This is a genomic window from Streptomyces sp. CA-288835 (assembly GCF_050936385.1).
GTDB lineage: Bacteria > Actinomycetota > Actinomycetes > Streptomycetales > Streptomycetaceae > Streptomyces.
Genome location: NZ_JBNJMW010000001.1, coordinates 3,179,852 through 3,203,729, shown reverse-complemented (window position 1 = coordinate 3,203,729; position 23,878 = coordinate 3,179,852). Strand labels below are relative to the sequence as shown.

Below are 23,878 nucleotides of genomic sequence, written 5' to 3'. Positions count from 1 at the left end.
CGATGAGGGACAGGCCGTTCGTGCGGCTGGCCGATACCGGTTTCTCCGTCCGGTTCGTGGGAGCGCAGCGAGACCTCCTGGACGAGGTCCTGACATTCGTCAGTCATCACCCGTCACCCGAGATCCGTACGGGCTGGGACAAGGACCGTCTCATGGTCCTGGCCGACTCCATCGGAGGCGAAGAGCGGACGTACTCGGTCGAGGAGCTGCATGTCCTGCATGCCGCACTTGTCTCGGTGTGCAGCATGTTCGCCTCGGAGGAGTCGTTTCACATCCGGATCGGATTCTTTCGGGAGAACGCCCTCGCTGTGGCGAGCGGCTTGGTGAAGGCGGTCGAGGACGCCCGGGAAACCGGGTGACCCGGCTGCCGCCCGGCTGACCCTCATTGGGCAGGCCAAGGGCCGGGGGAGCAGGAAGCGAAGCCAAGCATCCGCTCCACCAGTCTCATGACACTCCCGCAGCGGATGCCAACGAGTGCGGATAAGACCTCGAGCTGGCGAGCGGTACAGCTCGTCGACACGTAGGCCCGTCGGCCCGCACCTTTTGCGAAAGGTGCGGGCCAAAGTCGTTGTCCGCCCGGCGTCGCGTACGGATGGTGAAGTGCCCGTCACAGCAGGTGAGTTCGAGGCGGTAGACTTCAGCCCGTGACGCGCCCGATGGGGCGCGTCCTCCCTTCGCTCCGGGCCCCTTGCTTCCTCGGGGCCCGGCCCGACGAGTGCGGTCCCGGGACCGTGACTGGCCGCCTCACGTAGAAGGGAGGGCGCCCCCACATGGGCGGTCACGAGGAGCAGAAACCGACTCTCGTCATGCGGCTGATCCGGCTCTTGCCGGAGCGGGCTGCGAAGCGCGCGAGGAGGTGGCTGCTCTGGTGGCTCACCAGGTAGCCGGATATCCCCCACGGAGCTGGGGATATCCGACAGGCTCCTGTTGAGCCGGGGCCCCCTTCGGAGTTACCCGCTCCGGCGGGGGCCCACCTTCTCTGGTGGCTCAGCAGCTAGCCGGATATCCCCAACCAGGATGGGGACATCCGACAGGCTCCTGGTGAGCTTGGGCATCCGCCTGCCTACAGCATCACGGTCCTCAGACGGCACCTTCTGCATCCAAGTACAGCACACCAGCCCCCCACCCAGCCCACGATCAGCCACTGTTCACGCCGCAGTTGCTCGGCCACCTCGCGGGCAGCGTCGAGCGTGCGAACTGGGCGGCGAGATCCGTGGGCAGAGCAGGTCTCAGGTCGCCGCCGACGCCGTCAAGCCGTTCAGCAGAAGCCTCGTGAAGCTGTGCGTCCAGGCCGCGTCGACGGGCTCTGCGCTTACCAGGGCCCGATGTATCACCGCGCCCGCGATGACGTCGAAGATGAGGTCCGCGGTGCGGGCCGCGGCTTCGGGGTCGTTCTCCTCCGGGAGTTCGCCGCGTTGCTGGGCGCGGGCGCGGCCTTCCAAGACGAGGAGTTTCTGGCGTTCCACGATCGACGAGCGGATGCGGTCGCGCAGTGCGTCGTCGCGGATCGACTCCGCTACCACCGCCATCAAGCCGCTCTTCGCCTCGGGGCGGGCCAGGATCGCCGCGAACTGGAGGACGACGCCCTCGACGTCCGCCGCTAGGTTGCCGCGGTCGGGGAGTTCGAGTTCGTCGAAGAGGGCGGCCACCGCGTCCACGACCAGTTCGTTCTTGCCGGACCAGCGGCGGTAGAGGGTCGTCTTCGCGACGCCCGCGCGCATCGCCACATCGCCCAACGTCAGCTTGGACCAGCCCAGTTCGACCAGTGCCGCCCGCGTCGCCGCCAGGATCGCGGCGTCCGCGGCGGCGCTGCGCGGTCGGCCTCCTGTGGCGCGTGGGGCGCAAGTGCGGGTCTGCATCCGGTGACCATATCGGGCTGCTCCTGGGACTTGAGAAGGGCAGGCAAGGTGAGGGAGATCACCGGGAGTTGGTTCCGTGGGGGTTTCCCTTCCAGTTACGCTACGGGTCGTAGCGAAAGCCTGCTTACGAGCGACGACCACAGCGACGGCCACAGCGACAACCACGCGGCGCCAGGTGGGGACCCGGCGTCGAGCGCCTCGCGGCAGGCCCGGCTTTCATGGTGCTTTTCCGGTACGTACGCGGAAGGGGGAAGATGAACTCATGCAGCCACGGAACATGTCCATGAGCGGAGTCGTCGACCTCGCCGCGGTGAAGGCGGCCCAGGAGGCCAAGGCGAAGGCGGAGCAGTCGCGCGCCGAAGCGGCGAAGCAGGGCGGGGGAGGCGCTGTCGCCGCCACGAGCCTTGTCATCGACGTAGACGAGGCGGGTTTTGAGCGGGACGTCCTGCAGCGCTCCACCGAGGTGCCCGTCGTCATCGACTTCTGGGCCGAGTGGTGCGAGCCGTGCAAGCAGCTGAGCCCGCTCCTGGAGCGGCTCGCCGTCGAGTACAACGGCCGGTTCGTCCTCGCCAAGATCGACGTCGACGCCAATCAGATGTTGATGCAGCAGTTCGGGATCCAGGGGATCCCGGCCGTTTTCGCGGTGGTGGCCGGACAGGCCCTGCCGCTCTTCCAGGGCGCCGCCCCCGAGCAGCAGATCCGGGGCACCCTGGACCAGCTCATCCAGGTCGCCGAGCAGCGCTTCGGTCTGACGGGCCTCACGGTCGACGCGGACGCCGAGGCCGGGCCGGGCAGCGAGGCCGAGGCGGCTCCCACGGTGCCGGCCGGTCCGTACGACGCGCTGCTCGAAGCCGCCGTACAGGCCCTGGACGCGGGGGACTTGGGCGGTGCGGTGCAGGCGTACAAGAACGTGCTGAGTGACGACCCGGGTAATACGGAGGCCAAACTGGGCCTCGCCCAGGCCGAGTTGCTCCAGCGTGTGCAGAACGCCGATGCGCAGCAGGTGCGTAAGGACGCCGCCGAGAAGCCGGCTGACGTGCAGGCGCAAATCGCCGCCGCCGACCTGGACTTGGTGGGTGGTCATGTCGAGGACGCGTTCGGGCGGCTTGTCGACACGGTGGCGCGTACGGTCGGTGACGACCGGGACGCCGCGCGTGTACGGCTGTTGGAGCTGTTCGAGGTGGTCGGCAGTGACGATCCGCGAGTGACCGCCGCACGCAGAGCACTTGCCCGTGCTTTGTTCTGACCGGTCCTGATCTGCGCATGATCCACCGGGGTAACCACTGTGACCCCTGTTGCGTGAGTGAGAGATTTGTCGACTGAGCGACCCCGCGGCCGCGTTTTACCAAATCTTGGTAAACGCGGCCGCTGTTACTTGGAGTAAGTGACGGACGGTGATCTGTCGGATTCCGTCCAAGGATCAATGGTTTTGGTACTCACCTAGGGGACACCCTGCGTCGTCGGCCGATACCGGCGGGTCGTTGAAGGGTTATCCGGCCGTTACTAGCCAGTAACGAACCCCCTTGCGGCGGCGGCGCGAATGGACCACGATCGGCCACGCTCGGTCCATTCCCGTTCCCGACAGCCAATCGGGGCAACGGGTTTCACTGGGTCCCCACCGAGTAGGAGCGGCGGCAGTGGCGTCACTCCTTGGACAGGGGGGTCTCTGCTTGCGGGCAGAGCCTGTCCGGCAGGTTGTGCGTGAAGTGTTCAGGCGCGACCAGTGGTTGTCGCTCGGGGGTGATCGCTTGTGTTGGGGCGCCCTTCGCGCCTCTGAGTACGGGCGCTCTCCTTCCCGAGGACGTAGCACTTCTCCCATCCCTGCCCGACTGAGCCGCCGACCGGGGGCCGTCAGGGCCGGAGATGTACGTCCGAGAAGGAGGAAATATGGAGTCCCATGTGCGTGGCGGGACGAGATGGAAGCGGTTCGCCGTGGTCATGGTGCCCAGCGTGGCCGCGACCGCCGCGATAGGCATGGCCCTGGCCAACAGCGCTCTCGCCGCGTCGTTCAGCGTGTCGGGTCAGTCGTTCAAGGTGACGACCGATCAGCTTGATGGCCAAGGCTTTTCGCAGTACGGCGCCATTGACGAGGGGTACACCCTCTCCGGCAAGAAGGCGATGCACCCCGTCGCGGTCTCGGCGTTCAAGACCGCGACGATCAAGAACCTGTGCCAGTCCGTCGTCACGCCGAACATCCCGGTGCTCGGCAATGTCAGCCTCGTCCTCAGGGCCGGTGCCGGTGAAACGCCGGTCGAGGCGGAGAACCTGTACATCGACGTCGCCGACCTTGAGGCCGACGCCGAGTTCCGCAACATCGACATCGGTGTGGCCGCCGGAGACGCCAACAAGGGTCCCGGCATCGCCAAGGGCGACAAGGCGAACCCGTACGGATTCGCGCAGCAGGCAGACTCGGTCCAGCTCAAGGGCGTGAAGCAGACGGCGTGGGCGACCACTGCCGGAACCTTCAAGCTGAGCGGGCTGACGATGAAGCTGTCCCCGGGCGTCAAGGAGTGCTACTAGGCACTCCGTGACGGGTGGGGGAGTCCCGCTTCCCCGCCCGTCACACCTCCTTCTCGTCTTTGAAGTCCGTATGTGAAGTCCGTACGCAGGTCCGTCGGATGTCGTCATTCGGCGTCCGTCCGGTGCCACCCGGTCCGTACACTCGCCACCCCCCACACTCACACCACGCCCCCAGCTTTCACCTCTCACAGCAACGCCGTTCCAGGGAGCTGTTTTCCATGAGCGCCGACACTCCAGCCACGCGCAGCCAGTTCACCGATAGGCGGCTGCAGTTCCGCGCCTGGAGGGGCACCCGGCCGTTCTGGGCCGGGCTGTTCATCCTGCTCGGCGGGATCCCGATCATGTACTTCCCGTACGCGAATCTCCAGATAGGTCATCTGACCCTGGCGATGGCTACGACCGCGGGCGCGGGTTCCCTGATCATCGGCGTGCTGCTGATCGTGCTCGGGATCAGCCTGTGGTTCCAGAAGCATGTACGGGTCTTCGCCGGCGTGGCGGCGATCCTGCTGGCGCTGGTGTCCATCCCGGTGTCCAACCTCGGCGGGTTCCTCGTCGGCTTCCTGCTCGCGCTGTTCGGCGGTGCCATGGCCGTGTCCTGGGCGCCCGGCGAGGAGCCCACGGCGGAGCCGGCCAAGACGGACCGTACGGACGAAGGAGGCGCTCCCGCGGCCATGACGCCGGGCGGAGCGAGCGAGCCGAACGATCTGTCAGGAACGAGCCCGAGCAACGGGGCGAATGGGAGGCACCGTGCCTGAGGAGGTCCACCGCGTGGAGTCGGGAGAGCTCCGGGCGAGAACCGGGCCGCGGCATGCAGCCCCCAAGAAGCCCTTGCTGACGAGGCTGCAGATGCCCGCGGGCAAGGCGATAGCCATCGCGTCGATGCCGACGGCGATCCTCATGGGCATGGGCATCACGCCGACGCTCGCCCGGGCGGACGACAAGCCGTCGCCGAAGAATCTGACGATCGACGAGTACAAGGAGTGCGTCGACGCGATCGAGGAGTCCGAGGAAGGCAAGGACGCCTCGCCCTCGCCGTCCCCCTCGACGAGCGACCCCGCGTCCGACGACAAGAAGGAGCAAGAGCCAGAGCAGGGTTCCTCGGGTGAGGACGCTTCGGGCGACAACTCCGCGGGCGGCAACGCCACGGGCAACGGCTCGTCGGACAACGGCTCTTCGTCGGATTCAGGTTCCGACGACAAGCCCGAGACCGAGCCCGAGCCCGCCGAGCCCGCTCCCGAGAAGCCGGCCGAGCCGACGCCGTCTCCTTCCCCGTCCGAGAGCAACCACCCGCTCGACCCGCTGGGCCTCGGCAAGGCGCTGGAGGACCTCTTCACGCCCGACGACAAGGAGAAGGCGGAAGAGGAGGCGGCTGCCAGCCCGTCGCCCACCCCCTCCCCGTCGGCGAACGAGGACAAGGCGAAGGACGAGGCCGACAAGGCCGGCGACAGTGCCGGGGACGCCGCGGACAAGGCGACCGACACCGTCGGGGACGCCGCCAAGGACGTCACGGACACGGCGGGCGACGCGGCCGAGAAGGCCGAGGGCGTGGCCAAGGACGTGACCGACAAGGCGTCCGAGGCGGCCGAGGACACCGCGGAGAAGGCGGAGGAGGCGGCCGGTGAGGCCACCCCGTCCCCCAGCCCGTCCGAGAGCGCGGCCCCTGAGAACTGCGTGGCCGCCACGGAGGACGAGGGCGGTCTCGAGAAGGGCATCCCGCTGCTCGCCGACGACCCCTGGCAGCTGGAGGCCAGCTCACTGCTGCTCAAGGGCGCCGACTACCAGGGCGTCGTCAAGGTGAAGACCGCCAACGGCACGGTCAAGGAGGTCCTCAAGTACGTGATCTCCGATGGCACCGACATCGGCGATCTGCACCAGACCGTCGACGACAAGCGGGCTGGCGCCAAGCACCATGTGCAGGCGGGCAAGGGCACCACGTCCACTATCCGTGAAGGCAAGACGGTCATGTACACGGAGAGCATCTCCGGCAACCTGCTCGGTCTGATACCGGTCACGTTCAGCCCGGAGCACCCACCGCCGCTGAACATCCCGCTGATCTACTTCACCAATGTGAAGGTGGTCCAGGCCGCCCAGTTCGGCGGAACGCTGACCGTCCCCGGCCTGCAGCAGTTCAGCACGCCGCTCGGCTAGTCCCCACGTCCCCACGGCTCCGGGAGCCTGGAGCCGTACACACCCTGAGGGCGCCCCCTGCGCGGCGGGGGGCGCCCTCAGTGGCGTACTCGCTTCGGATACGTATCCGGGAACGCGACCGGAGTCAGCCGCCCAGGTGGTGCACCCGCACCATGTTCGTGGTGCCGGCCACGCCGGGAGGCGAACCGGCCGTGATGATCACCGTGTCGCCGTCGTTGAACTGGCCCAGCCTGACCATCTCCTGGTCGACCAGGTCGACCATCGCGTCCGTGCTGTTCACGAACGGCACGACGTGCGGCTCGACGCCCCAGCTCAGCGTGAGCTGGTTGCGGGTGGACTCGTCCGTGGTGAAGGCCAGGATCGGCTGGACCGCGCGATAGCGGCACAGCCGGCGGGCGGTGTCGCCGGACTGGGTGAAGGCCACCAGGCCCACGCCGCCCAGGAAGTCCGCGATCTCACACGCGGCACGGGCCACCGAACCGCCTTGCGTACGCGGCTTCTTGCCCGGTACGAGCGGCTGCAGGCCCTTGGAGAGCAGCTCCTGCTCGGCGGCCTGGACGATCTTCGACATCGTCTTCACCGTCTCGAGGGGGTACGCGCCCACACTCGACTCGGCGGACAGCATGACCGCGTCCGCGCCGTCCAGGATCGCGTTGGCCACGTCGGAGGCCTCGGCGCGCGTGGGACGGGAGTTGGTGATCATCGACTCCATCATCTGGGTCGCGACGATCACCGGCTTGGCGTTGCGGCGGCACAGATCGATCAGGCGCTTCTGCACCATGGGGACCTTCTCGAGCGGGTACTCGACGGCCAGGTCGCCGCGGGCGACCATGACGCCGTCGAACGCCATCACGACGTCCTCCATGTTCTCCACCGCCTGCGGCTTCTCCACCTTGGCGATGACGGGGACCCGGCGGCCCTCCTCGTCCATGATCTTGTGTACGTCGTTCACGTCGTCGGCGTCGCGCACGAACGACAGCGCCACCAGGTCGCAGCCCATACGCAGCGCGAAGCGCAGATCCTCGACGTCCTTCTCGGACAGCGCGGGCACGTTCACGGCCGTGCCGGGCAGGTTGATGCCCTTGTGGTCCGAGATCACGCCGCCCTCGATGACGACCGTACGGACCCGGGGGCCCTCGACCTCGAGGACCTTCAGCTCGACGTTGCCGTCGTTGATCAGGACCTGGTCGCCCTCGGCGACGTCGCCCGGCAGGCCCTTGTAGGTCGTGCCGCAGATGGACTTGTCGCCCGGTACGTCGTCGGTGGTGATGGTGAACTCGTCACCGCGCTCAAGCTCGACGGGACCCTCGGCGAAGGTCTCAAGCCGGATCTTCGGGCCCTGGAGGTCGGCCAGCACGCCGATCGCGCGGCCCGTCTCCTCGGCGGCGGCCCGGACACGGTCGTACCGCCCCTGGTGCTCGGCGTGCGAGCCGTGGCTGAAATTGAAGCGGGCCACGTTCATGCCGGCCTCGATGAGCGAGACGAGCTGCTCGTGCGAGTCGACGGCTGGGCCCAGAGTGCAGACGATTTTGGAACGGCGCATGGGGGGATCCTAACGGTTTGTTTCACTGCGGAATATTCCGTCTTGTGGAATGTGCAAAAGGGCGGAATGCCGCTCAGTTGAGGGCCTGAATACCGCCCACGGGCGCCTCAGAGGCTGCCCACAAGTGCGTACGTCTGAGTCGCGATCTCCAGTTCCTCGTCGGTCGGTACGACGGCCACCGCGACCCTCGCCCCCTCCGGCGAGACCAGCCGCGGCTCGCCGGACCGGGCGGCATTGCGCTCGGCGTCGACCGCCAGGCCCAGCCCCTCCAGGCCCGCGACCGCAGCTTCGCGCACCGGGGCCGCGTTCTCGCCGACCCCCGCCGTGAAGGCGATCGCGTCCACCCGGCCGAGCACCGCGTAATAGGCGCCGATGTATTTCCGCAGGCGGTGGATGTAGATGTCGAAGGCGAGCCGCGCCCGCTCGTCCCCTTCGTCGACGCGGCGACGGATCTCCCGCATGTCGTTGTCGCCGCACAGGCCGATCAGGCCGCTCTTCTTGTTCAGCAAAGTGTCGATGTCATCCATGGACATCCCGCCAACACGCGCCAAATGAAAGATGACCGCCGGATCCAGGTCTCCGGACCGCGTACCCATCACCAGCCCCTCCAAAGGCGTCAGCCCCATGGATGTGTCCACGCACCTGCCCGCCCGGACAGCCGAGGCCGAGGCCCCGTTGCCCAGGTGCAGCACGATGACGTTCACCTCGGACGGGTCCTTGCCGAGGAGCCGGGCCGTCGCGCGCGAGACATACGCGTGCGAGGTGCCGTGGAAGCCGTAGCGGCGGATGCGGTGCTCGTCGGCGGTCTCGACGTCGATCGCGTAGCGGGCCGCGGACTCCGGCATCGTCGTGTGGAACGCCGTGTCGAAGACGGCCACCTGCGGGAGGTCCGGGCGCAGTGTCTGTGCCGTACGAATGCCCGTCAGGTTGGCCGGGTTGTGCAGCGGCGCCACCGGGATCAGCCGCTCGATCTCCGCGAGGACCCGCTCGTCGATGACCGTCGGCTCGGTGAACTGCTTGCCGCCGTGCACGACCCGGTGACCGATCGCCGCCAACTCGGGGGAGTCCAGGCCGAGTCCGTCCTTGGCCAGCTCCTCCGCGACAGCCTTCAGGGCGGCCTCGTGGTCGGCGATCGGGCCGGTCTGCTCGCGTGCCTGGCCGCCGTTCGCCAGCGGGGTGTGCTTCAGGCGGGACGTCTCCTCCCCGATGCGCTCGACGAGGCCCACGGCCAGGCGGCTGCTGTCGCGCATGTCGAGCAGCTGGTACTTCACCGACGAGGAGCCGGAGTTGAGGACGAGGACGCGGGTGCCGGTCACAGGGCGGAAGCCTTCTGGGTCATGGGAGATGGGGTCTGGGCCTGGGCCTGGATCGCCGTGATGGCGACGGTGTTCACGATGTCCCCGACGAGCGCGCCGCGGGACAGGTCGTTGACCGGCTTGCGCAGGCCCTGCAGAACCGGACCGACGGCGATCGCGCCGGCCGAACGCTGCACGGCCTTGTACGTGTTGTTGCCGGTGTTGAGGTCCGGGAAGATCAGCACGGACGCCTGCCCGGCGACTTCCGACCCCGGCAGCTTGGTCGCCGCGACCGACGGCTCCACGGCGGCGTCGTACTGGATCGGGCCCTCGATCTTCAGCTCGTCATGGCTCGCCCGGACCAGCTCGGTGGCCCGGCGCACCTTGTCCACGTCCGCGCCCGAGCCGGACGTCCCCGTCGAGTACGAGAGCATCGCGATCCGCGGCTCGACACCGAACTGCTGGGCGGTGGCGGCCGATTGGACGGCGATGTCGGCCAACTGCTCGGCGTTCGGATCGGGATTGACCGCGCAGTCCCCGTACACCAGGACCTTGTCGGCCAGGCACATGAAGAAGACGGACGACACGATCGAAGCGTCCGGCTTCGTCTTGATGATCTCGAAGGCCGGGCGGATCGTCGCCGCCGTCGAGTGCACGGACCCCGACACCATGCCGTCGGCCAGCCCCTCCTCGACCATCAGGGTGCCGAAGTAGTTCACGTCCGAGACCACGTCGTACGCCAGCTCCACGGACACACCTCGGTGGGCGCGGAGCGCGGCGTACCGCTCGGCGAAACGCTCGCGCAGCTCGGAGGTCGCCGGGTCGATGAGCTGGGCCTTGACGAGATCGATGCCGAGGTCCGCCGCCTTCTTGCGGATCTGGTCCACCGGGCCGAGCAACGTCAGCTCGCAGACACCGCGCCGCAGCAGCACCTCGGCGGCGTGCAGTACGCGCTCCTCGGTGCCCTCGGGCAGCACGACGCGACGCTTGTCCGAGCGGGCCTGCTCCAGGAGCTTGTGCTCGAACATCATCGGCGTGACGCGGTCGCTGCTCGGTGCCGAGACCCGGCTGAGGAGGCCGCCGGTGTCCACGTACCGCTCGAAGAGGCCGAGGGCGGTCTCCGCCTTACGGGGCGTCGCCGCGCTCAACTTGCCTTCCATGCCGAAGAGTTCGGCCGCCGTCGGAAAGCTGTTGCCGGCCACCGAGACGACCGGGGTACCGGGCGCGAGCCGCGCGGCCAGGGTGAGGACGTCGTCGCTGGGGCGCTCGTCCAGGGTGAGCAGGACGCCCGCGATGGGCGGGGTGCCGGCGCTGTGCGCCGCGAGGGCGCCCACGACGAGGTCGGCGCGGTCTCCGGGGGTGACGACCAGGCAGCCCGGGGTCAGGGCGCCGAGGAAGTTCGGCAGCATCGCGCCGCCGAACACGAAGTTCAGCGCGTCGCGCGCGAGCCCCGAGTCGTCGCCGAGCAGGACCCTGCCGCCGAGCGCGTGGGTGATCTGGGCGACCGTCGGCGCGGCCAGCGCGGGCTCGTCCGGCAGCACGTAACAGGGCACCGGGAGGCGGGAGTCGAGGCCCGCGTGGATCTCCGCGCGGTCCAGCGGGGCCACCCGGTTCACCACCATCGCGAGGACGTCGCAGCCCAGATGGTCGTACGCCCGGAACGCGTTACGGGTCTCCGCCTGCACCGACTCCGCGGTCTGCTCACGGCCGCCCACGACGGGGATGACCGAGGCGCCGAACTCGTTCGCCAGCCGGGCGTTGAGGGACAGCTCGTCCGGGAACTGCGTGTCCGCGTAATCAGTGCCGAGGACCAGGACCACGTCGTAGTCGCGCGCCACCCGGTGGAAGCGGTCCACCAGCTCCGAGACCAGCTCGTCGGTGCCCTGCTCGGCCTGGAGCGCGGACGCCTCGTGGTAGTCCATGCCGTAGACCGTCGCCGGGTCCTGGGCGAGCCGGTAGCGGGCCCGCAGGAGTTCGAAGAGGCGGTCGGGATTGTCATGGACCAGCGGGCGGAACACCCCCACCCGGTCGACCTGTCGGGTCAGGAGTTCCATCACTCCCAGCTCGACGACCTGGCGCCCGTCGCCCCGGTCGATCCCGGTCACGTACACGCTGCGCGTCACGTGTGCTCTCCGTTTCCTCACTGGTCAAAATCAGCCGCTATCGTGGGCGTGGTGCGTGCCCTCTTGACAATACCTCTGAGCATGGTTAGGGCACCCGTCCCGGCGGGGCGGGAAATCGCTGTCCGGGAACCGGTCGGCAAGGGCCACTCAGATCCCTCGTGAAACAATCGGACCGGCTCACACGTACCGACAGCGCACGACAGTTCACAAGTACCGACAGCCCTTACGTACCAAGCAGCGAGCAGGAGAAACAGCACGATGCGTATCGGAGTTCTCACCGCAGGCGGCGACTGCCCGGGGCTGAACGCAGTGATCCGGTCGGTCGTGCACCGAGCCGTCGCGCACTACGGCGACGAGGTGATCGGCTTCGAGGACGGCTACGCGGGACTGCTCGACGGCCGCTTCCGCAACCTCGACCTGGACGCGGTCAGCGGCATCCTCGCCCGCGGCGGCACCATCCTCGGCTCCTCCCGCCTCCAGCGCGACCGGCTGCGCGAGGCCTGCGAGGGGGCCGAGGACGAGATGCGCGAGTTCGGCATCGACGCGCTCATCCCGATCGGCGGCGAGGGCACGCTCACGGCCGCCCGGATGCTCTCGGACGTCGGCCTGCCGGTCGTCGGCGTACCGAAGACCATCGACAACGACATCTCGTCCACCGACCGCACCTTCGGCTTCGACACCGCGGTCGGCGTCGCCACGGAGGCGATGGACCGGCTCAAGACCACCGCCGAGTCGCACCAGCGCGTCATGGTCGTCGAGGTCATGGGCCGCCACGCCGGCTGGATCGCCCTCGAGTCCGGCATGGCCGCCGGCGCCCACGGCATCTGCCTGCCCGAGCGCGCCTTCGACCCCGGCGACCTGGTCAAGATGGTCGAGGAGCGCTTCGCCCGCGGCAAGAAGTTCGCGGTCCTGTGCGTGGCCGAGGGCGCGCATCCCGCCGAGGGCACCATGGACTACGGCCACGGCGAGATCGACCAGTTCGGCCACGAGCGCTTCCAGGGCATCGGCACGGCGCTCGCGTACGAACTGGAGCGGCGGCTCGGCAAGGAAGCCAAGCCGGTCATTCTCGGCCACGTCCAGCGCGGCGGCACCCCGACGGCGTACGACCGCGTGCTCGCCACCCGCTTCGGCTGGCACGCCGTCGAAGCCGCCCACCGGGGCGAGTTCGGGCGGATGACGGCGCTTCGGGGCACGGAGATCGAGATGGTGCCGCTCGCGGAAGCGGTCACGGAGCTGAAGAGGGTGCCGAAGGACCGGATGGACGAGGCGGAGTCGGTGTTCTAGAGCGGGGTTCTGGAGCGGGCTCTGCTCATGGGGCGTGGCGCTGGACGGTGGACCAGAAGTGGTCGACGACCTGGTCCAGGTAGTTCCGGGCCGCGCCCGCTTCGACCGCGACGGTTCCGTTGCCCCAGCTCATGGTGGGCGCCATCTGCAGCTGGTACTCCGTGTACAGCGACTCGAGCACGTCCTCCACGAGCCGCCGGTCCAGCGGTAACAGCTTGCTGACGGGACGTACGTACGCCTGCCAGCGTGTGGAGCACGCGTTGCGCAGCAACTCGGCGAGCTTCGGGCGGCGTCCGCTGACGGTGACGAGATCCGGCAGCGCGAGGCCGAGCATCTCGGCGAGGGCCGCGGACGCACGCTCGTTGCCGCGCCACTCGTTTCTCTCCTCCATCCGCAGATACACGGCGAGTTCGAGCCCGACGGCCTGCGCGACATCCTCCGCCGGGATACCGCGCGCGAGCCGGAACTCCCGCAACGTCTGTGGCGCGCCGATGAGTTCGGCAGGCGAGCACCACAACACGCCCGCGAGCGCCACGAGTTCGGCGTTGCCGGGCGCCGCGACGCCTCTCTCCCAGGCGGCGACGAGGTCGGGTGTCACATAGGGCAGTCCGTACGAGGTCTGCATCCCGTACGCGACGTGTTCTGGTCCCATACCGAGCGCGGTGCGGAGTCTGCGGGCGGCGGGAGCGTTGAAGGGAGGGATGGGCTCAGGGGAGGGGGGTGGCGACTGGTGCACATGCACAACGTAGGGGTGCGGGACGGTGGTGACTACGGTCTGTTCGGCCAGGCTCACGGATTGTCGGATTCTACGGTTTCGGAAGTCCGTCCGATCCTGTCCGATACGTGTCCGAGCTGGCCGAAGATCATCTGGCGAGCGCTCGCTCCCGGCCAGGAGGATGGCGTCGTACGTGCCCGTGCTCGCGGGCAGCACAAGGGTGGAAGGGCGGCACCGGTATGAGCAGCATCGACGGCCACATTCGCGAGCGGCTCCTGGCGCCGAACTTCTGGCATCTGGCCACGGTCGCCCCGGACGGCACACCGCAGGTTTCGCCCATGTGGGCGGACATCGAGGACTCGTACGTCATGGTCAACACGTCGATCGGCCGCGTAAAGATCGACAACTTGCGGCGCAATCCGAACGTTTCGCTGTCCCACCATGACGCCGAGAACCCTTACGACCGCGTGGAGATCCGGGGCCGGGTCGTACGTTTCGTCGAGGGCGAGGTGGCTGAGCGGGCCATGGACCGGCTGGCGCAGAAGTACATCGGCGAGGACCGGTATCCGTGGCTGCTGCCCGGGGAGCAGCGGGTGATGCTGCTGATCGAACCGACGCGGGTGCGGCATGTGGTGGGGGTGGAGAAGTTCCGGCCTGGGGTGCTGCCGGAGGGGTCCGCCTGAGGGCTGCTCGACTCCCGAACCACCGACGACGAACCACTGATGGCAGATTCAGGCCGGGGCGCCCTACTCACGGCGGGAGGCGCCGAGCCGGGCGCGCAGGGTGGCGGCGAAGTTTTCGGCGCGGGCCAGTTGGATGGGCAGGCCCCCAATTGCGCGGTGGGTGTTGGGGTTGACGACCGGTATGTCGACAGAAACTCATCGGCTGCCCGGGCGAGGTCGACGTCGCCGCCGCGCAGGGCCGAGACCTTCCGGCCGGCTGCCGTCATGCGAGCGACTTCGCGGTGATGTACCGGATGACGTGCCGGAGTCGCGCTTCGGTCGGAGCGCTGGATCTCGTGTGCTCGGCCTTGATCGTCTCCGGTTCATGTAGGAGCCCGGTCGTCTTCGGGAGTTGCCGCCGACGGATCCACCGCGATGATCTCCCGCCACACCTCCCGTAGCTCCACCAGCCCGGCGACCGGCTCCGGATGAGCCAGCAGGTCATACAGCGGCCTTGCGAACCGGTCCGACGGTCGGCGCTCACCCATCGCCGCCCGCAGCGTGCGCACCGCCTCGTCCGCGTCACCGCAGCCAGCCAGAGCCAGCGCCCTGACCTCGGCCAATCGGAACACCGACGGTCTCGCAACGTCAGGCGACAAGGGCTGTTCCAGAGCCGCTAGGGCCGATTCTGGAGACCCACCTAAGCGCTCACCTGGCGCTGTCTCCGCGCGGTCAGCGATCCATCGCAGCAACTCAACCTCCGGCAGTGCCCCGCCCTGACGCAGCTCTGCACGCGCTTCCTCCCACGACCCCCGGAACAACAACGCCCTCCCCAGCGAGAAATGGGCCACGGCGAAGTCGGGGTTGATCTCGATCGCCCGCCGCAAGGCGGCCTCAGCCTCGACGAACCGCCCCACCTCATACAGCGCGCTCCCCAGCCAACGAAGCGCTTGGGTATAGGCGGGGTTGATCTCGATCGCCCGCCGCAAGGCTGCCTCGGCCTCGACGAACCGCCCCAACTGGAACAGCGTGACCCCGAGGTTGTTGTGGGCCACGGCGTAGTCGGCGTTGATCTCGATCGCCCGCCGCAAGGCTGCCTCGGCCTCGGCGAACCGCCCCAACTGGAACAGCGTGAACCCGAGGTTGTTGTGGGTGGTGGCGTCGTCGGGGTTGATCTCGATCGCCCGCCGCAAGGCTGCCTCGGCCTCGGCGAACCGCCCCAACTTGCATAGCGAGTCCCCGAGGCTGTTGTGGGTGGTGGCGTCGTCGGGGTTGAGGCGAGCCGCTTCGCGGTAGGAGAGGACGGCTTCCTCATGATCCCCGCGCCCGGCCTCTCTAGCGCCTTGTCGTCTGCTGGCCAGGCTTTTGAGTCGGTTCGCTTCGCAATAGGCGCTTTGAGCCTCTCCATGGCGACCCAGGCTGGTGAGTATATCGCCGACATCTTGGTGGATTTGTGGATCATTGGAGCCCAGGCGGATCACGTCACGGTAGGCAGTGATGGCCGCCTCGTGTCGGCCGAGTTGACGAAAGAGATTCCCCAGCCCTTCATGCGCTTCGGCATAGTCGGGGTTGAGGCGGATCGCTTCTTGGTAGCTGGTGATGGCCTCTTCATGGTGGTGGGAGGAGGCGAGTTTGTGTGCTTGCTCGGTCAGCGCGCGGGCGTACAGGAATGCCTGCTGCTGGTGCTCATGTTGGGTGGTGCGAGTTGCGGGGTGATCGGCTCCCACAGTCTGTGTCTGGTCGGCGAGTAGCTCCTCTAGGTCGGCCAATGCTGCAGCGGTGTCACCTACCGCGACTCGCCGTCGTGCCAGTTCATGTCGGGTCGAGAAGCTGTCAGGGTGGCGAGGCCCCAGGATCCGTAGTTCATCAGTCCGGAGATGTTCGAGGGCCGCGATCACCTCTGCGTCGCTCTCATGGAGGAGTGCCAGCGTGTAGCGGTCGGTCAGGACATGTGGGTGGTCTGGTCCCAGGACTCTGATGTCATCGGCCAGCAGTTCCTCGAACATGGCGACCGCGGCGGCGCGATCTCCAGCTGCCTGCAGTGCCTGCGCCAGCCCAAAGCGTGTTGAGAGTGTCTCGTGGTGTAGGGCGCCCATGACTCGCGTGTTGTCCGCCAGCAGGCTCTTGAGCTCAGCTACAGCCCGGTCTGTGTCCCCAGCATGCACCCGGCAATTAGCTAGTTCGTAACGAGTAACCAAGGTATCAAGGTGATCTGGCCCGAGTACTCGCAGCATGTCGGTCAGCAACTCCTCGAAAGCTGCCACCGCTCCAGCCTCGTCTCCCGATCGGCCTCGCCAGTACGTCGCCCTCAGCCGAAGCTCAAGAGTGCTGTGATGGTCAGGACCGAAAATCTCTTCGGTTGTGATGTGGAGCTGAGTGAATTCAGCAACGGCGGATGCGGGTTGCAGAGCCTCACCGATGCTGTTTGCACCCTTGAATAGAAGGGTGTGGATTTTGTTGTTGCGTTGCCAGAGGGCGGTGCCGGTGGTTTCACGTAGGGCGGTGGTGTTGGCGCGGAGGATGGCACCGAGTTCATCGCTTTCGATGTCTGGCCATGCCTCCCGGAGTGCGTCGGCGGCAAGGTAGGCGGTGTCGAGTTGTTGATCGGGGGTGAGGGCTTCGTAGGTGGCGCGTTGGATGAGTTGGTGCACGCGGATCTCGCGATGGGTGGCCTCGTCGTTATGGGTGATGAGGTTGAATCCGTGCAGCACCCGTAGCCCTCTCCGAACCAGGTCAGGAGTGTCGACGGCCAGGCGGACCAGGACAGGCGGGCTGGTGAGGACGCTATAGGAGATGCCGTTGGGGTCCAGGACCGACAGCAGTTCCAGGAGCGGCCGCGCCATCCCGGCGGGGTGGGCGGTGTCGGCACGGTCGATGGACAGCGCCCAGGTTCTGGCGACGATCTGTTCGTGGTCGTCGGGAAGGCTGCCAGGCTTCACGCCCTCGAGCGTCTGCTCGGCGAGCAAGGCCCGGTAGGCGGCGATCGCGATCCCGTCGTCAATGAGGTAGGCGGCAGCCTGCGCAAGAGCCAGCGGCAGAAACCCCAGATCAGCCGCGAGGCCGTCGATCTGCTCAGTTGGCTCGGCCCGGTGGTGGGAGGTGAGCCGGTCGGTGAGGTAGGCGCGGGCTTCTGCCGGGGTGTAGGTGTCGATCGAGACGAGACGCCGGCCTTGTCCGGCTAGGGCGGCGTCGCGGCGGCGGGTGGTGGCCAGCACTCGCCCCCGCGCATCGGTGGGCGGCCACAGCTTCGACACGTCCTTGGGGTCCTGGATGTCGTCGAGGACCACCAGCCAGGAGCGTCCGGTGGTGGTGGTCCAGGTCAGGAAGTGGGAAGCGTCGGCCGGTGGGTCGGTGCCAGCGCATCCGGGAAGACCCAGAGTGGTGGCGGCCTGGGCGTAGGCGTCGATGATTGCTTGGCGGGAGGAGGCTGTCACCCACACCACGACCGCCGCCGTTCGGCTGGCTAGGGCGCGGCGGGCGTGGGCGGCGGCCAGCTGAGTTTTTCCGACCCCGCCCATTCCCGACAGCACTCCCGACCCCCCACTGTGGTGGGTGCTGCCGGTGAGAACGGCTGTCTGCCCGGCGGCCAGAGCGGTCTCCAGCCTGCGGGAGACCTCGCGTTCCTGGAAGCAGTCCGCTGCCAGCGGCAGTACTCCCACCAGCACTGGTTCATCCTTGTCTACGGCCTGGTGAACTCCGGATCCGGTCGAGCCGGTAACGGATCCGGCTACGAAGGGTGTGGCAGCACCAATCTGACAGCGGACGGATCCACCGCCGGATCATGGGCCAGGACCGGGAGATCAGCGTCCGCTACAGAGCTGGAAGAGCTGGCCATCTGGACTTTGGCCAGACGGTAGGAGGCCAGGACAGACTGCCCGTCAGTGAGCGAGGCGTAGAAGCGGGCGGCGAACGCGAGTGCGGCCGCATCACCGATGCTGTCGGTCATCCCCACCGCCAACGGGACCACCCGCACCAACTCCTGCAGGTGCGCCAGGGACTTGCACGCGTTCAACACCACCAACTGCGGCGGGTCATCGACCGCCTGCATCGCCTGGGCGAACACCTCTGCCGCCAGCAGGTGGCCGCCGCCGCGCCGGTCCGCGCCGGTCTCGAACTCCAGGAACCCCTCATCGGCGTGCCCGGAGAAACTAACTACTTGCGGCACCACCCGGGTCAGCCCGTCCAGCAGATCCCCAAACGTCGCCGCCGGCAGGTGCTCGATCGTCACCGCATCGCGATGTAGCGCCGCCCTCACCCCCGCGCGTACCCGCCGGACCTCCTCACCCACCCGGAGATCCCCATACGAGGACGCCGTCAGATACAGCACCCGCAAACCCTTAAAACTCACACCAGCCCCCCATCCCGGACCGCCCCCGGCCTTTCTCGACCACCGGTCAGGAGCCGGAACCCCGTTCTGCCTCCCTCATACCCACATACGCCACCGTTGAGCAGGCCACTTCCCCGTCCAGGTCCCTGCCGGGGGACGTCTGGGGAGGAAATTTCAGCTTCATTCCGGGCGGAAGCTGGTCGACGTCCCTCGTTAAAGCTGGGGAACTGCCTCGCGACCGGGCCAGCGCGCGGCTTGCCCCGGAGAGCTCTACTGCCCGGCCACCTCCGGAAGGCTGGTCGTCTCGTGCACGGTGCCGACTTCGACTTCACCGGGTGAGGCTTTCGGCCGTACACGCCCCAATCCCTCAGACGGCTGTGGTCGGCTCTCTGAGCTGAGCTGAGCTGAGCTGAGCTGAGCTGAGCTGAGCAGGTTCGGGGACTGGAAACGGGGCGCAAGTCACCGCGCCAGCCCTGACCCTGCTCACAGTAGGTGGTCGGCTTTTCCAGCCTTGATGTCCCGGATGAGGGTGCGGAGGGCTTCGCGGGTGTCGGTGAGGTAGTGGTCTTCTTGGCCGGCCAGGGCTATGTAGGCGTTGCCTTGGGGGTCGGTGCCTATGCGGAAGCAGTTGTTTCCTTCGGCGCAGAAGGGCTCTTCCCAGGTGATCTCGGGCATGGTGGCTCTCCTCAGAGCTGGCGGACGATGGTCTGGATGAGGTCGCGCGAGTCCTTCGGGCTCAGCGTGTGGGCATGCCACCAGTCCATGTGAGCCCGGTACTTGGCGAGTTGGGCCTCGGAGTGGGTGAACTCGCCGCCATGCGCGGAGTCCAGGTGGACGGTGTCCAGCTGGGGTACGGCGCCCTCGGCGTACAGCACCGCGTGCCCAGCACCGGGGAACGCCCCGGCCTCGACGGGAAGTACGCGCACCTCGACGTTCTCCCGCTCGGATGCCTCGCACACGTGCAGCAACTGCTCGCGGGCCGCGCGGCGCCCGCCGAATTGCATGCGCAGGGCCCACTCGTGGACGTAAGCGACGTACTCGACGGGCTGATCGTTGTCGAGTACCTGCTGCCGTCGCATGCGCTGTACTACGCGGAGCTCGACCTCTGACTTGGGCAGCGGCGGTAGCGCGGCGGCGAAGATGGCGCGGGCGTACTCGCCGAGTTGCAGCAGGCCGGGGATGTGCACGGTCTGATAGCTCCGCAGTCGCGAGGCGAACCACTCCAACTCGGCGACGTCCAGAAGCCCTTGGGGCAGGGAACCCCTGAACTGCTCCCACCAGCCCCGCTTGCGTACGTCGGCCATGGCGACCAGTGCGTCGACATACCCCTCGTCCGCGCAGTCGTAGTTGCTGGCGAGCATCCGGATCCGTTCGGGCGAGGTGGCACGGATACCCGACTCCATGTTGGACACCTTCGTGCGGTCCAGCCCGAGCAGCCCTGCAGCGTACTCCGTGGTCCGGCCGGCCGCGAGCCGCATCTTGCGCAGCTCAGCGCCCAGCCGCTTCTGACGTTCCGTCGGCGCTGGCCGTGTCGGCATCGACACCTTCTTCCCCGATTGATCGGGCTCAGTCTGCACCTTGCGCTGCGCACCGGTCCACCTCATGAGGGGCAATGCTTCGAAGTCAGTGGCACGCGTGCCACTGAAAGCTCTACAGTCGGTGACGAGTCGCTTACGGCCCGACGTAGTCGGAAGCGCGTCGCGCGAGCCTGCCCAGGTTCTCCTTCCCTGGGGGGGGGCTCGCGTTAGGGAGACGTGCCGCCGGTCGGGTCGAGACGTCGAGGTCCGTCAATTCACCGAGTTCTCAAGGGAGTTCCGTATGTCCGCAACAGCCGTCTCCGTCTGCTCCGTCGTCGACGACGTGTCGGTGGCAACCCCGTCACCGTCACCCGACACCCTCGCGTACAGCCTCACGCTTCCCGCCGATCTGACCAGCCCTCGCATCGCTCGGGCGACGACCAGGGCGGTCCTCCAGTTGCATCGGCTGGAGGACGTGACGGATGCGGCGGTGCAGGTGGTGGGTGAACTGGCCGCGTGTGCTTGCCGGTTCACGTCGGGGGCCGAGGTGTATCTGTCGCTGCGTTGTCGGGAGGAGGCATTGCGGGTGATCTTCTACGACGGGCATCCGCGGCATACGCATCATCGGCTGGCGGCGGCTTGTGATGCGCGGCGGCGGGCGGCGTTGCGGGTGTTGGGGTGCGTGGTGCGGGCTTGTGAGGGGGAGTGGGGGTTCGGGGAAGCTCGGGAGCCTGGGGGTGGGACTCGGATGTGGGCGGTTTTGCCTTGGCGGGGGGCTCGGGGGTATGCGGGGGTGGGGGATGAGGTGGGGTGAGATGCGAGCCGGGGGCTATTCCTGTTCTTCGGCCCAGATGCGGGCTTGGGTGGCTTCGGTGGGGGCGTTGGCTCGGGTGAAGGCTTCGGCGGCCTGGAGCCAGCAGGCGCGGGCGTCGGAGGGACGGTGGGCAACCTCGTGGGCGAAGGCCAGGTTGTGGAGGGTCTGGCCTGCCCCGTACCAGTCCTCGAACTCCCGGAAGATCTCCAGGGCTTTGTCGTACGCCTCGACCGCCTCCTCCACCCGGCCCGCCTCCCGCAGGGCAATGCCGAGGTTGGTCCACGCGGCGCCCTCGCCGTGGCGGTCCCCGGCCGCCTGGAACAGGTCGCGGGCGTGGGTGTGGGCGTCGATCGCCTCCTCCGCCCGGCCCGCCTTCTGCAGGGCGAGGCCGAGGTTGGTCCACGCGTCGGCCTCGCGGTGGCGGTCCCCGGCCACCTGGTACAGATCGCGGGCGTGGGTGTGGGCGTCGACCGCCTCCTCCGCCCGGCCCGCCTCCTGCAGGGCGAGGCCGAGGTTGTTCCACGCACTGCCCTCGCCGTGGCGGTCCCCGACCGCCCGGAACAGGTCGCGGGCGCGGGTGTGGGCGTCGAGCGCCTCCTCCGCTCGGCCCGTCTGCCGCAGGGCGATGCCGAGGTTGGTCCACGCGATGCCCTCGCCGAGGCGGTCCCCGGCGCGGTGGGCGGCCTCCCGGGCGGCCCGGCCGACGGTGATCCAGTCGTCGAAGGACCGCCGCCAGGACAGGTACCGCGCCAGGCATTCGGCCAGCCACACCGCCGCATCCGCGTGCCGCTCCTCTCCGGCCCACTGCGCCGCCGCCACCAGCCCGGCCCGCTCCCCGTCCAGCCACCCCAGCGCCTGCGCCCGGTCGGTGAACCGCTCCGGCACCGGCATCCCGGGCAGCCACCGCAACCGGTCATCGGCGGCATCCGCCCACCGGTAGTAGAACTCCAGCACCCGCCCCCGCGCTGCCTCCCCCTCCTCCCTGAAGCCCGCATCCCCCGCCACCACACCCACCCCGAACGCCCGCACCAAGTCATGCAACCGCCACCGCACACCGGAAGCCGAGCCCTCGCCGCCCTGGACCGGCGTAACCAGATGGGTGGCAGCGAGGTCCTCCAGAAGGCCCAGGGCGGCCCCCATGTCGAGGCCGGCCAGGGCAGCCACGGCCTCGGCGCCCGTTTCCGTACCGGGGGCGAGGGCGAGCAGGCGCAGCAGTCGGGCCTGGTCGGGTGGGAGACGGCGGTATGAGGTCTCCAGGACCGGGCGGAGCACGAGCGAGCGGCCGTACAGGTCGGTGCCGCGGCTGCCGTTGTCGAGTACGGCGGTGGGGTCGGCGGCCTCCTTGATCTCGGTCACCAGCGAGGCGATGTCGCGATGGCGGCGTCGGCGCAGCATGGCGGCGGCGATCTGGAGGGCGAGGGGCAAGTGGCCGCAGAGGGAGGCCAGTTCGTGGAGGGCGTCCTGTTCCCGGGACGGGCGGTCGTCGCGTTCGTCGGCATCGTGGAGGGCGCGGGTCACGAGGGCGGCGGAGTCGTCCGGGGCGAGTGTTTCGAGGTCGATGAGGCGTACGGGGAGGGAGTCCGGGCGGTCTCGGGAGGTGATCAACACCCGGTGGTGGTCCGTCCCGGGCAGCAGAGGGAGGAACTGGGACGGGTCCGAGGTGTTGTCCAGGATCAGCAGCGTCCGATCCTGCCGCTCGGCGAGGAGGGCGCGGTACGTGTCGTACTGACGCGCCGTCGTCTGTGGCAGATCCGGGCCACGTACGCCGACGGCGTCGAGGAGGGCGAGGACGGCCTGGTCGGCGGTGACGGGGGCGTCGTCGTAGCCGCGCAGGTCGACGAAGAGCGTGCCGCCGGGGAACCAGCCCTTCGCGCAGGCCTGGTGGGCGGCCTCCACCGCCAGTGCCGTCTTGCCGATGCCACCCATGCCGGTGACGGCGAAGATGAGGAGAGGGAGCGCGGCGGCTCCGTCCGGGGCGGGTTCGAGGTGGGGGAGCAGGCGGTCCATTTCCGCCGATCGGCCGGTGAAGCCGAGGGGGCGGGGCGGGAGGGTGGTGGTCGCGGTGGGTACCGGGCCGTGGGACTGCTGCGGCGTACTGGTTCCGTGGTACGGGCCTTCGCCTGGGCTACTGTCCGTCGCCTTGCGGTGGTTGGCCGACCGACTTGGCGGTGAAGGGGCCGGGGAAGGTGCTCCCCCGGAAGTCGATGTGGTCTCCGCCGTACGTGGGGGCGTCCGTGGAGCTGCGAAAAGGACGCTCCCGGGGGTCGGAGTCACGAGGCTGCGAGGCAGTCGCCTTCGGTTGCAGCTCGTGGAGTACAGCGACTGCCGCCCTGGCCGCGTTCGCGGCGGCCCGGGGCTGTGAACCCCCGGCGTCTTCAGTCGACTTGTCTGGGTTGGCCTTGTCGCTGATGCCTCGGATGATCAGGGCGCTCTCGCCCGCGAGATGCGCGGCGTGGGCGACTCCGGCTCCCTCCATCTCGATGGCGACGGCGTCGTTGTAGCTCGTCCGGATGTGTCGGGCGAACTCGGATTCGCTGTCTGCGAGGACGACGTCCCCGACGGCGATCGGCTTGAAGTGGGCCTTGTCGCCGAGCGCGTCCTTGGCCGCCTGCTCCAGGCGGTGCGGCGCGCGCCATGCCTCTGGGCGGTACAGGAAGCCGTCAGGAGTCTGCTTGCCTCCGTGGATGGCGTACACCTTGCTCGCGACCACCACGTCGCCGATCTGAATGTCGTCCTTCAAACCGCCTGCAACGCCGACGAAGAACACGGCTTCGGGTTCGAGCCACGACAGCACGCGCTCGGTGAGCGAGGCAGCGGTGAGCGTCCCTTCACCCATGTTGACCAGGGCGATCCGCCAGGGCGTACCGGGGAGCCGGCCGAGCCTGGCGCGTGTTCCCCGCCGGTGTTCCCGCTTCTCGACATCCGTGAGGTGCTTGAGTACGGCTTCGTATTCGAGGGACAGCGCGGTGAGGATCGCCACGGTGGGCATTGTCTCTGGCACGCTCTCAACGGTACTGCCAAGTTGCCTGTCCAGAGCGTGTGTTGGGCGAGGTGAGTGCGGCGTACCGTGA

19 protein-coding genes are annotated in these 23,878 nt (G+C 68.4%); 8 read left to right on the top strand and 11 right to left on the bottom strand.

The features are described from left to right. Positions 1-2: 2 nt before the first annotated feature. Complete coding sequence (locus ACQEVY_RS14235; protein ID WP_432948380.1) at positions 3-359, top strand: hypothetical protein; 357 nt, start codon at positions 3-5, stop codon at positions 357-359. An 870-nt stretch (positions 360-1,229) separates the two neighbouring features. On the opposite strand, the gene ACQEVY_RS14230 is transcribed toward ACQEVY_RS14235, so the two are convergent. Then, complete coding sequence (locus ACQEVY_RS14230; RefSeq protein WP_432948378.1) at positions 1,230-1,859, bottom strand: TetR/AcrR family transcriptional regulator; 630 nt, start codon at positions 1,857-1,859, stop codon at positions 1,230-1,232. A 262-nt stretch (positions 1,860-2,121) separates the two neighbouring features. Here ACQEVY_RS14230 and ACQEVY_RS14225 point away from each other — a divergent pair, with 262 nt between their 5' ends. The 4 genes from ACQEVY_RS14225 (at position 2,122) to ACQEVY_RS14210 (ending at position 6,527) form a co-directional block, all read left to right on the top strand. Further along, a complete protein-coding gene (locus ACQEVY_RS14225; RefSeq protein ID WP_328768557.1) occupies positions 2,122-3,105 on the top strand; it encodes a tetratricopeptide repeat protein in 984 nt (327 codons plus the stop codon). 641 nt (positions 3,106-3,746) lie between these two features. Continuing rightward, complete coding sequence (locus ACQEVY_RS14220; protein ID WP_432948376.1) at positions 3,747-4,379, top strand: DUF6230 family protein; 633 nt, start codon at positions 3,747-3,749, stop codon at positions 4,377-4,379. 218 nt (positions 4,380-4,597) lie between these two features. Next, positions 4,598-5,134: a DUF6114 domain-containing protein gene (locus tag ACQEVY_RS14215; RefSeq protein ID WP_432948374.1), complete on the top strand. Its 537-nt coding sequence runs from the start codon at positions 4,598-4,600 to the stop codon at positions 5,132-5,134. Beyond that, on the top strand, positions 5,127-6,527 hold the full coding sequence (locus tag ACQEVY_RS14210; RefSeq protein WP_432948372.1) for an antitoxin: 1,401 nt from the start codon (positions 5,127-5,129) through the stop codon (positions 6,525-6,527). The genes ACQEVY_RS14215 and ACQEVY_RS14210 overlap by 8 nt, the downstream gene beginning before the upstream one ends. Positions 6,528-6,651: 124 nt before the next feature. On the opposite strand, the gene pyk is transcribed toward ACQEVY_RS14210, so the two are convergent. From pyk to pta, 3 genes are all read right to left on the bottom strand, one after another. Then, entirely contained in the window at positions 6,652-8,070 is a 1,419-nt protein-coding gene (gene pyk / locus ACQEVY_RS14205; protein ID WP_432948370.1) for a pyruvate kinase, read from the bottom strand. Positions 8,071-8,177: 107 nt separating this feature from the next. Next, positions 8,178-9,386 carry an acetate kinase gene (locus ACQEVY_RS14200; protein WP_432948368.1) on the bottom strand — a complete coding sequence of 403 codons (1,209 nt, stop codon included), beginning with the start codon at positions 9,384-9,386 and terminating at the stop codon, positions 8,178-8,180. After that, on the bottom strand, positions 9,383-11,488 hold the full coding sequence (gene pta, locus ACQEVY_RS14195; protein ID WP_432948366.1) for a phosphate acetyltransferase: 2,106 nt from the start codon (positions 11,486-11,488) through the stop codon (positions 9,383-9,385). The genes ACQEVY_RS14200 and pta overlap by 4 nt, the downstream gene beginning before the upstream one ends. 258 nt (positions 11,489-11,746) lie before the next feature. Here pta and ACQEVY_RS14190 point away from each other — a divergent pair, with 258 nt between their 5' ends. Next, entirely contained in the window at positions 11,747-12,772 is a 1,026-nt protein-coding gene (locus ACQEVY_RS14190; protein WP_328768550.1) for an ATP-dependent 6-phosphofructokinase, read from the top strand. A gap of 25 nt (positions 12,773-12,797) precedes the next feature. On the opposite strand, the gene ACQEVY_RS14185 is transcribed toward ACQEVY_RS14190, so the two are convergent. Next, entirely contained in the window at positions 12,798-13,424 is a 627-nt protein-coding gene (locus tag ACQEVY_RS14185; protein WP_432948363.1) for a helix-turn-helix domain-containing protein, read from the bottom strand. 302 nt (positions 13,425-13,726) lie between these two features. On the opposite strand from ACQEVY_RS14185, the gene ACQEVY_RS14180 reads away from it, so the two are divergent. Next, positions 13,727-14,170, top strand: coding sequence for a PPOX class F420-dependent oxidoreductase (locus ACQEVY_RS14180; RefSeq protein ID WP_432948361.1), 444 nt, complete (start codon positions 13,727-13,729; stop codon positions 14,168-14,170). Between the two features lie 362 nt (positions 14,171-14,532). On the opposite strand, the gene ACQEVY_RS14175 is transcribed toward ACQEVY_RS14180, so the two are convergent. From ACQEVY_RS14175 to ACQEVY_RS14160, 4 genes are all read right to left on the bottom strand, one after another. Beyond that, entirely contained in the window at positions 14,533-17,814 is a 3,282-nt protein-coding gene (locus ACQEVY_RS14175; RefSeq protein WP_432948359.1) for a tetratricopeptide repeat protein, read from the bottom strand. A 62-nt stretch (positions 17,815-17,876) separates the two neighbouring features. Next, entirely contained in the window at positions 17,877-18,404 is a 528-nt protein-coding gene (locus ACQEVY_RS14170; protein ID WP_432955210.1) for a CHAT domain-containing protein, read from the bottom strand. Positions 18,405-18,959: 555 nt separating this feature from the next. After that, entirely contained in the window at positions 18,960-19,151 is a 192-nt protein-coding gene (locus ACQEVY_RS14165; protein ID WP_328768543.1) for a hypothetical protein, read from the bottom strand. Between the two features lie 11 nt (positions 19,152-19,162). Further along, on the bottom strand, positions 19,163-20,014 hold the full coding sequence (locus ACQEVY_RS14160) for a helix-turn-helix domain-containing protein (protein WP_432948357.1): 852 nt from the start codon (positions 20,012-20,014) through the stop codon (positions 19,163-19,165). Positions 20,015-20,294: 280 nt separating this feature from the next. Here ACQEVY_RS14160 and ACQEVY_RS14155 point away from each other — a divergent pair, with 280 nt between their 5' ends. Next, positions 20,295-20,807 carry an ATP-binding protein gene (locus ACQEVY_RS14155; RefSeq protein WP_432948355.1) on the top strand — a complete coding sequence of 171 codons (513 nt, stop codon included), beginning with the start codon at positions 20,295-20,297 and terminating at the stop codon, positions 20,805-20,807. Positions 20,808-20,822: 15 nt separating this feature from the next. Here ACQEVY_RS14155 and ACQEVY_RS14150 read toward each other — a convergent pair whose 3' ends face one another. Continuing rightward, entirely contained in the window at positions 20,823-22,814 is a 1,992-nt protein-coding gene (locus ACQEVY_RS14150; protein WP_432948353.1) for a tetratricopeptide repeat protein, read from the bottom strand. Between the two features lie 118 nt (positions 22,815-22,932). Further along, entirely contained in the window at positions 22,933-23,808 is an 876-nt protein-coding gene (locus ACQEVY_RS14145) for a nucleosidase (protein ID WP_432948351.1), read from the bottom strand. Between the last annotated feature and the right edge of the window lie 70 nt (positions 23,809-23,878).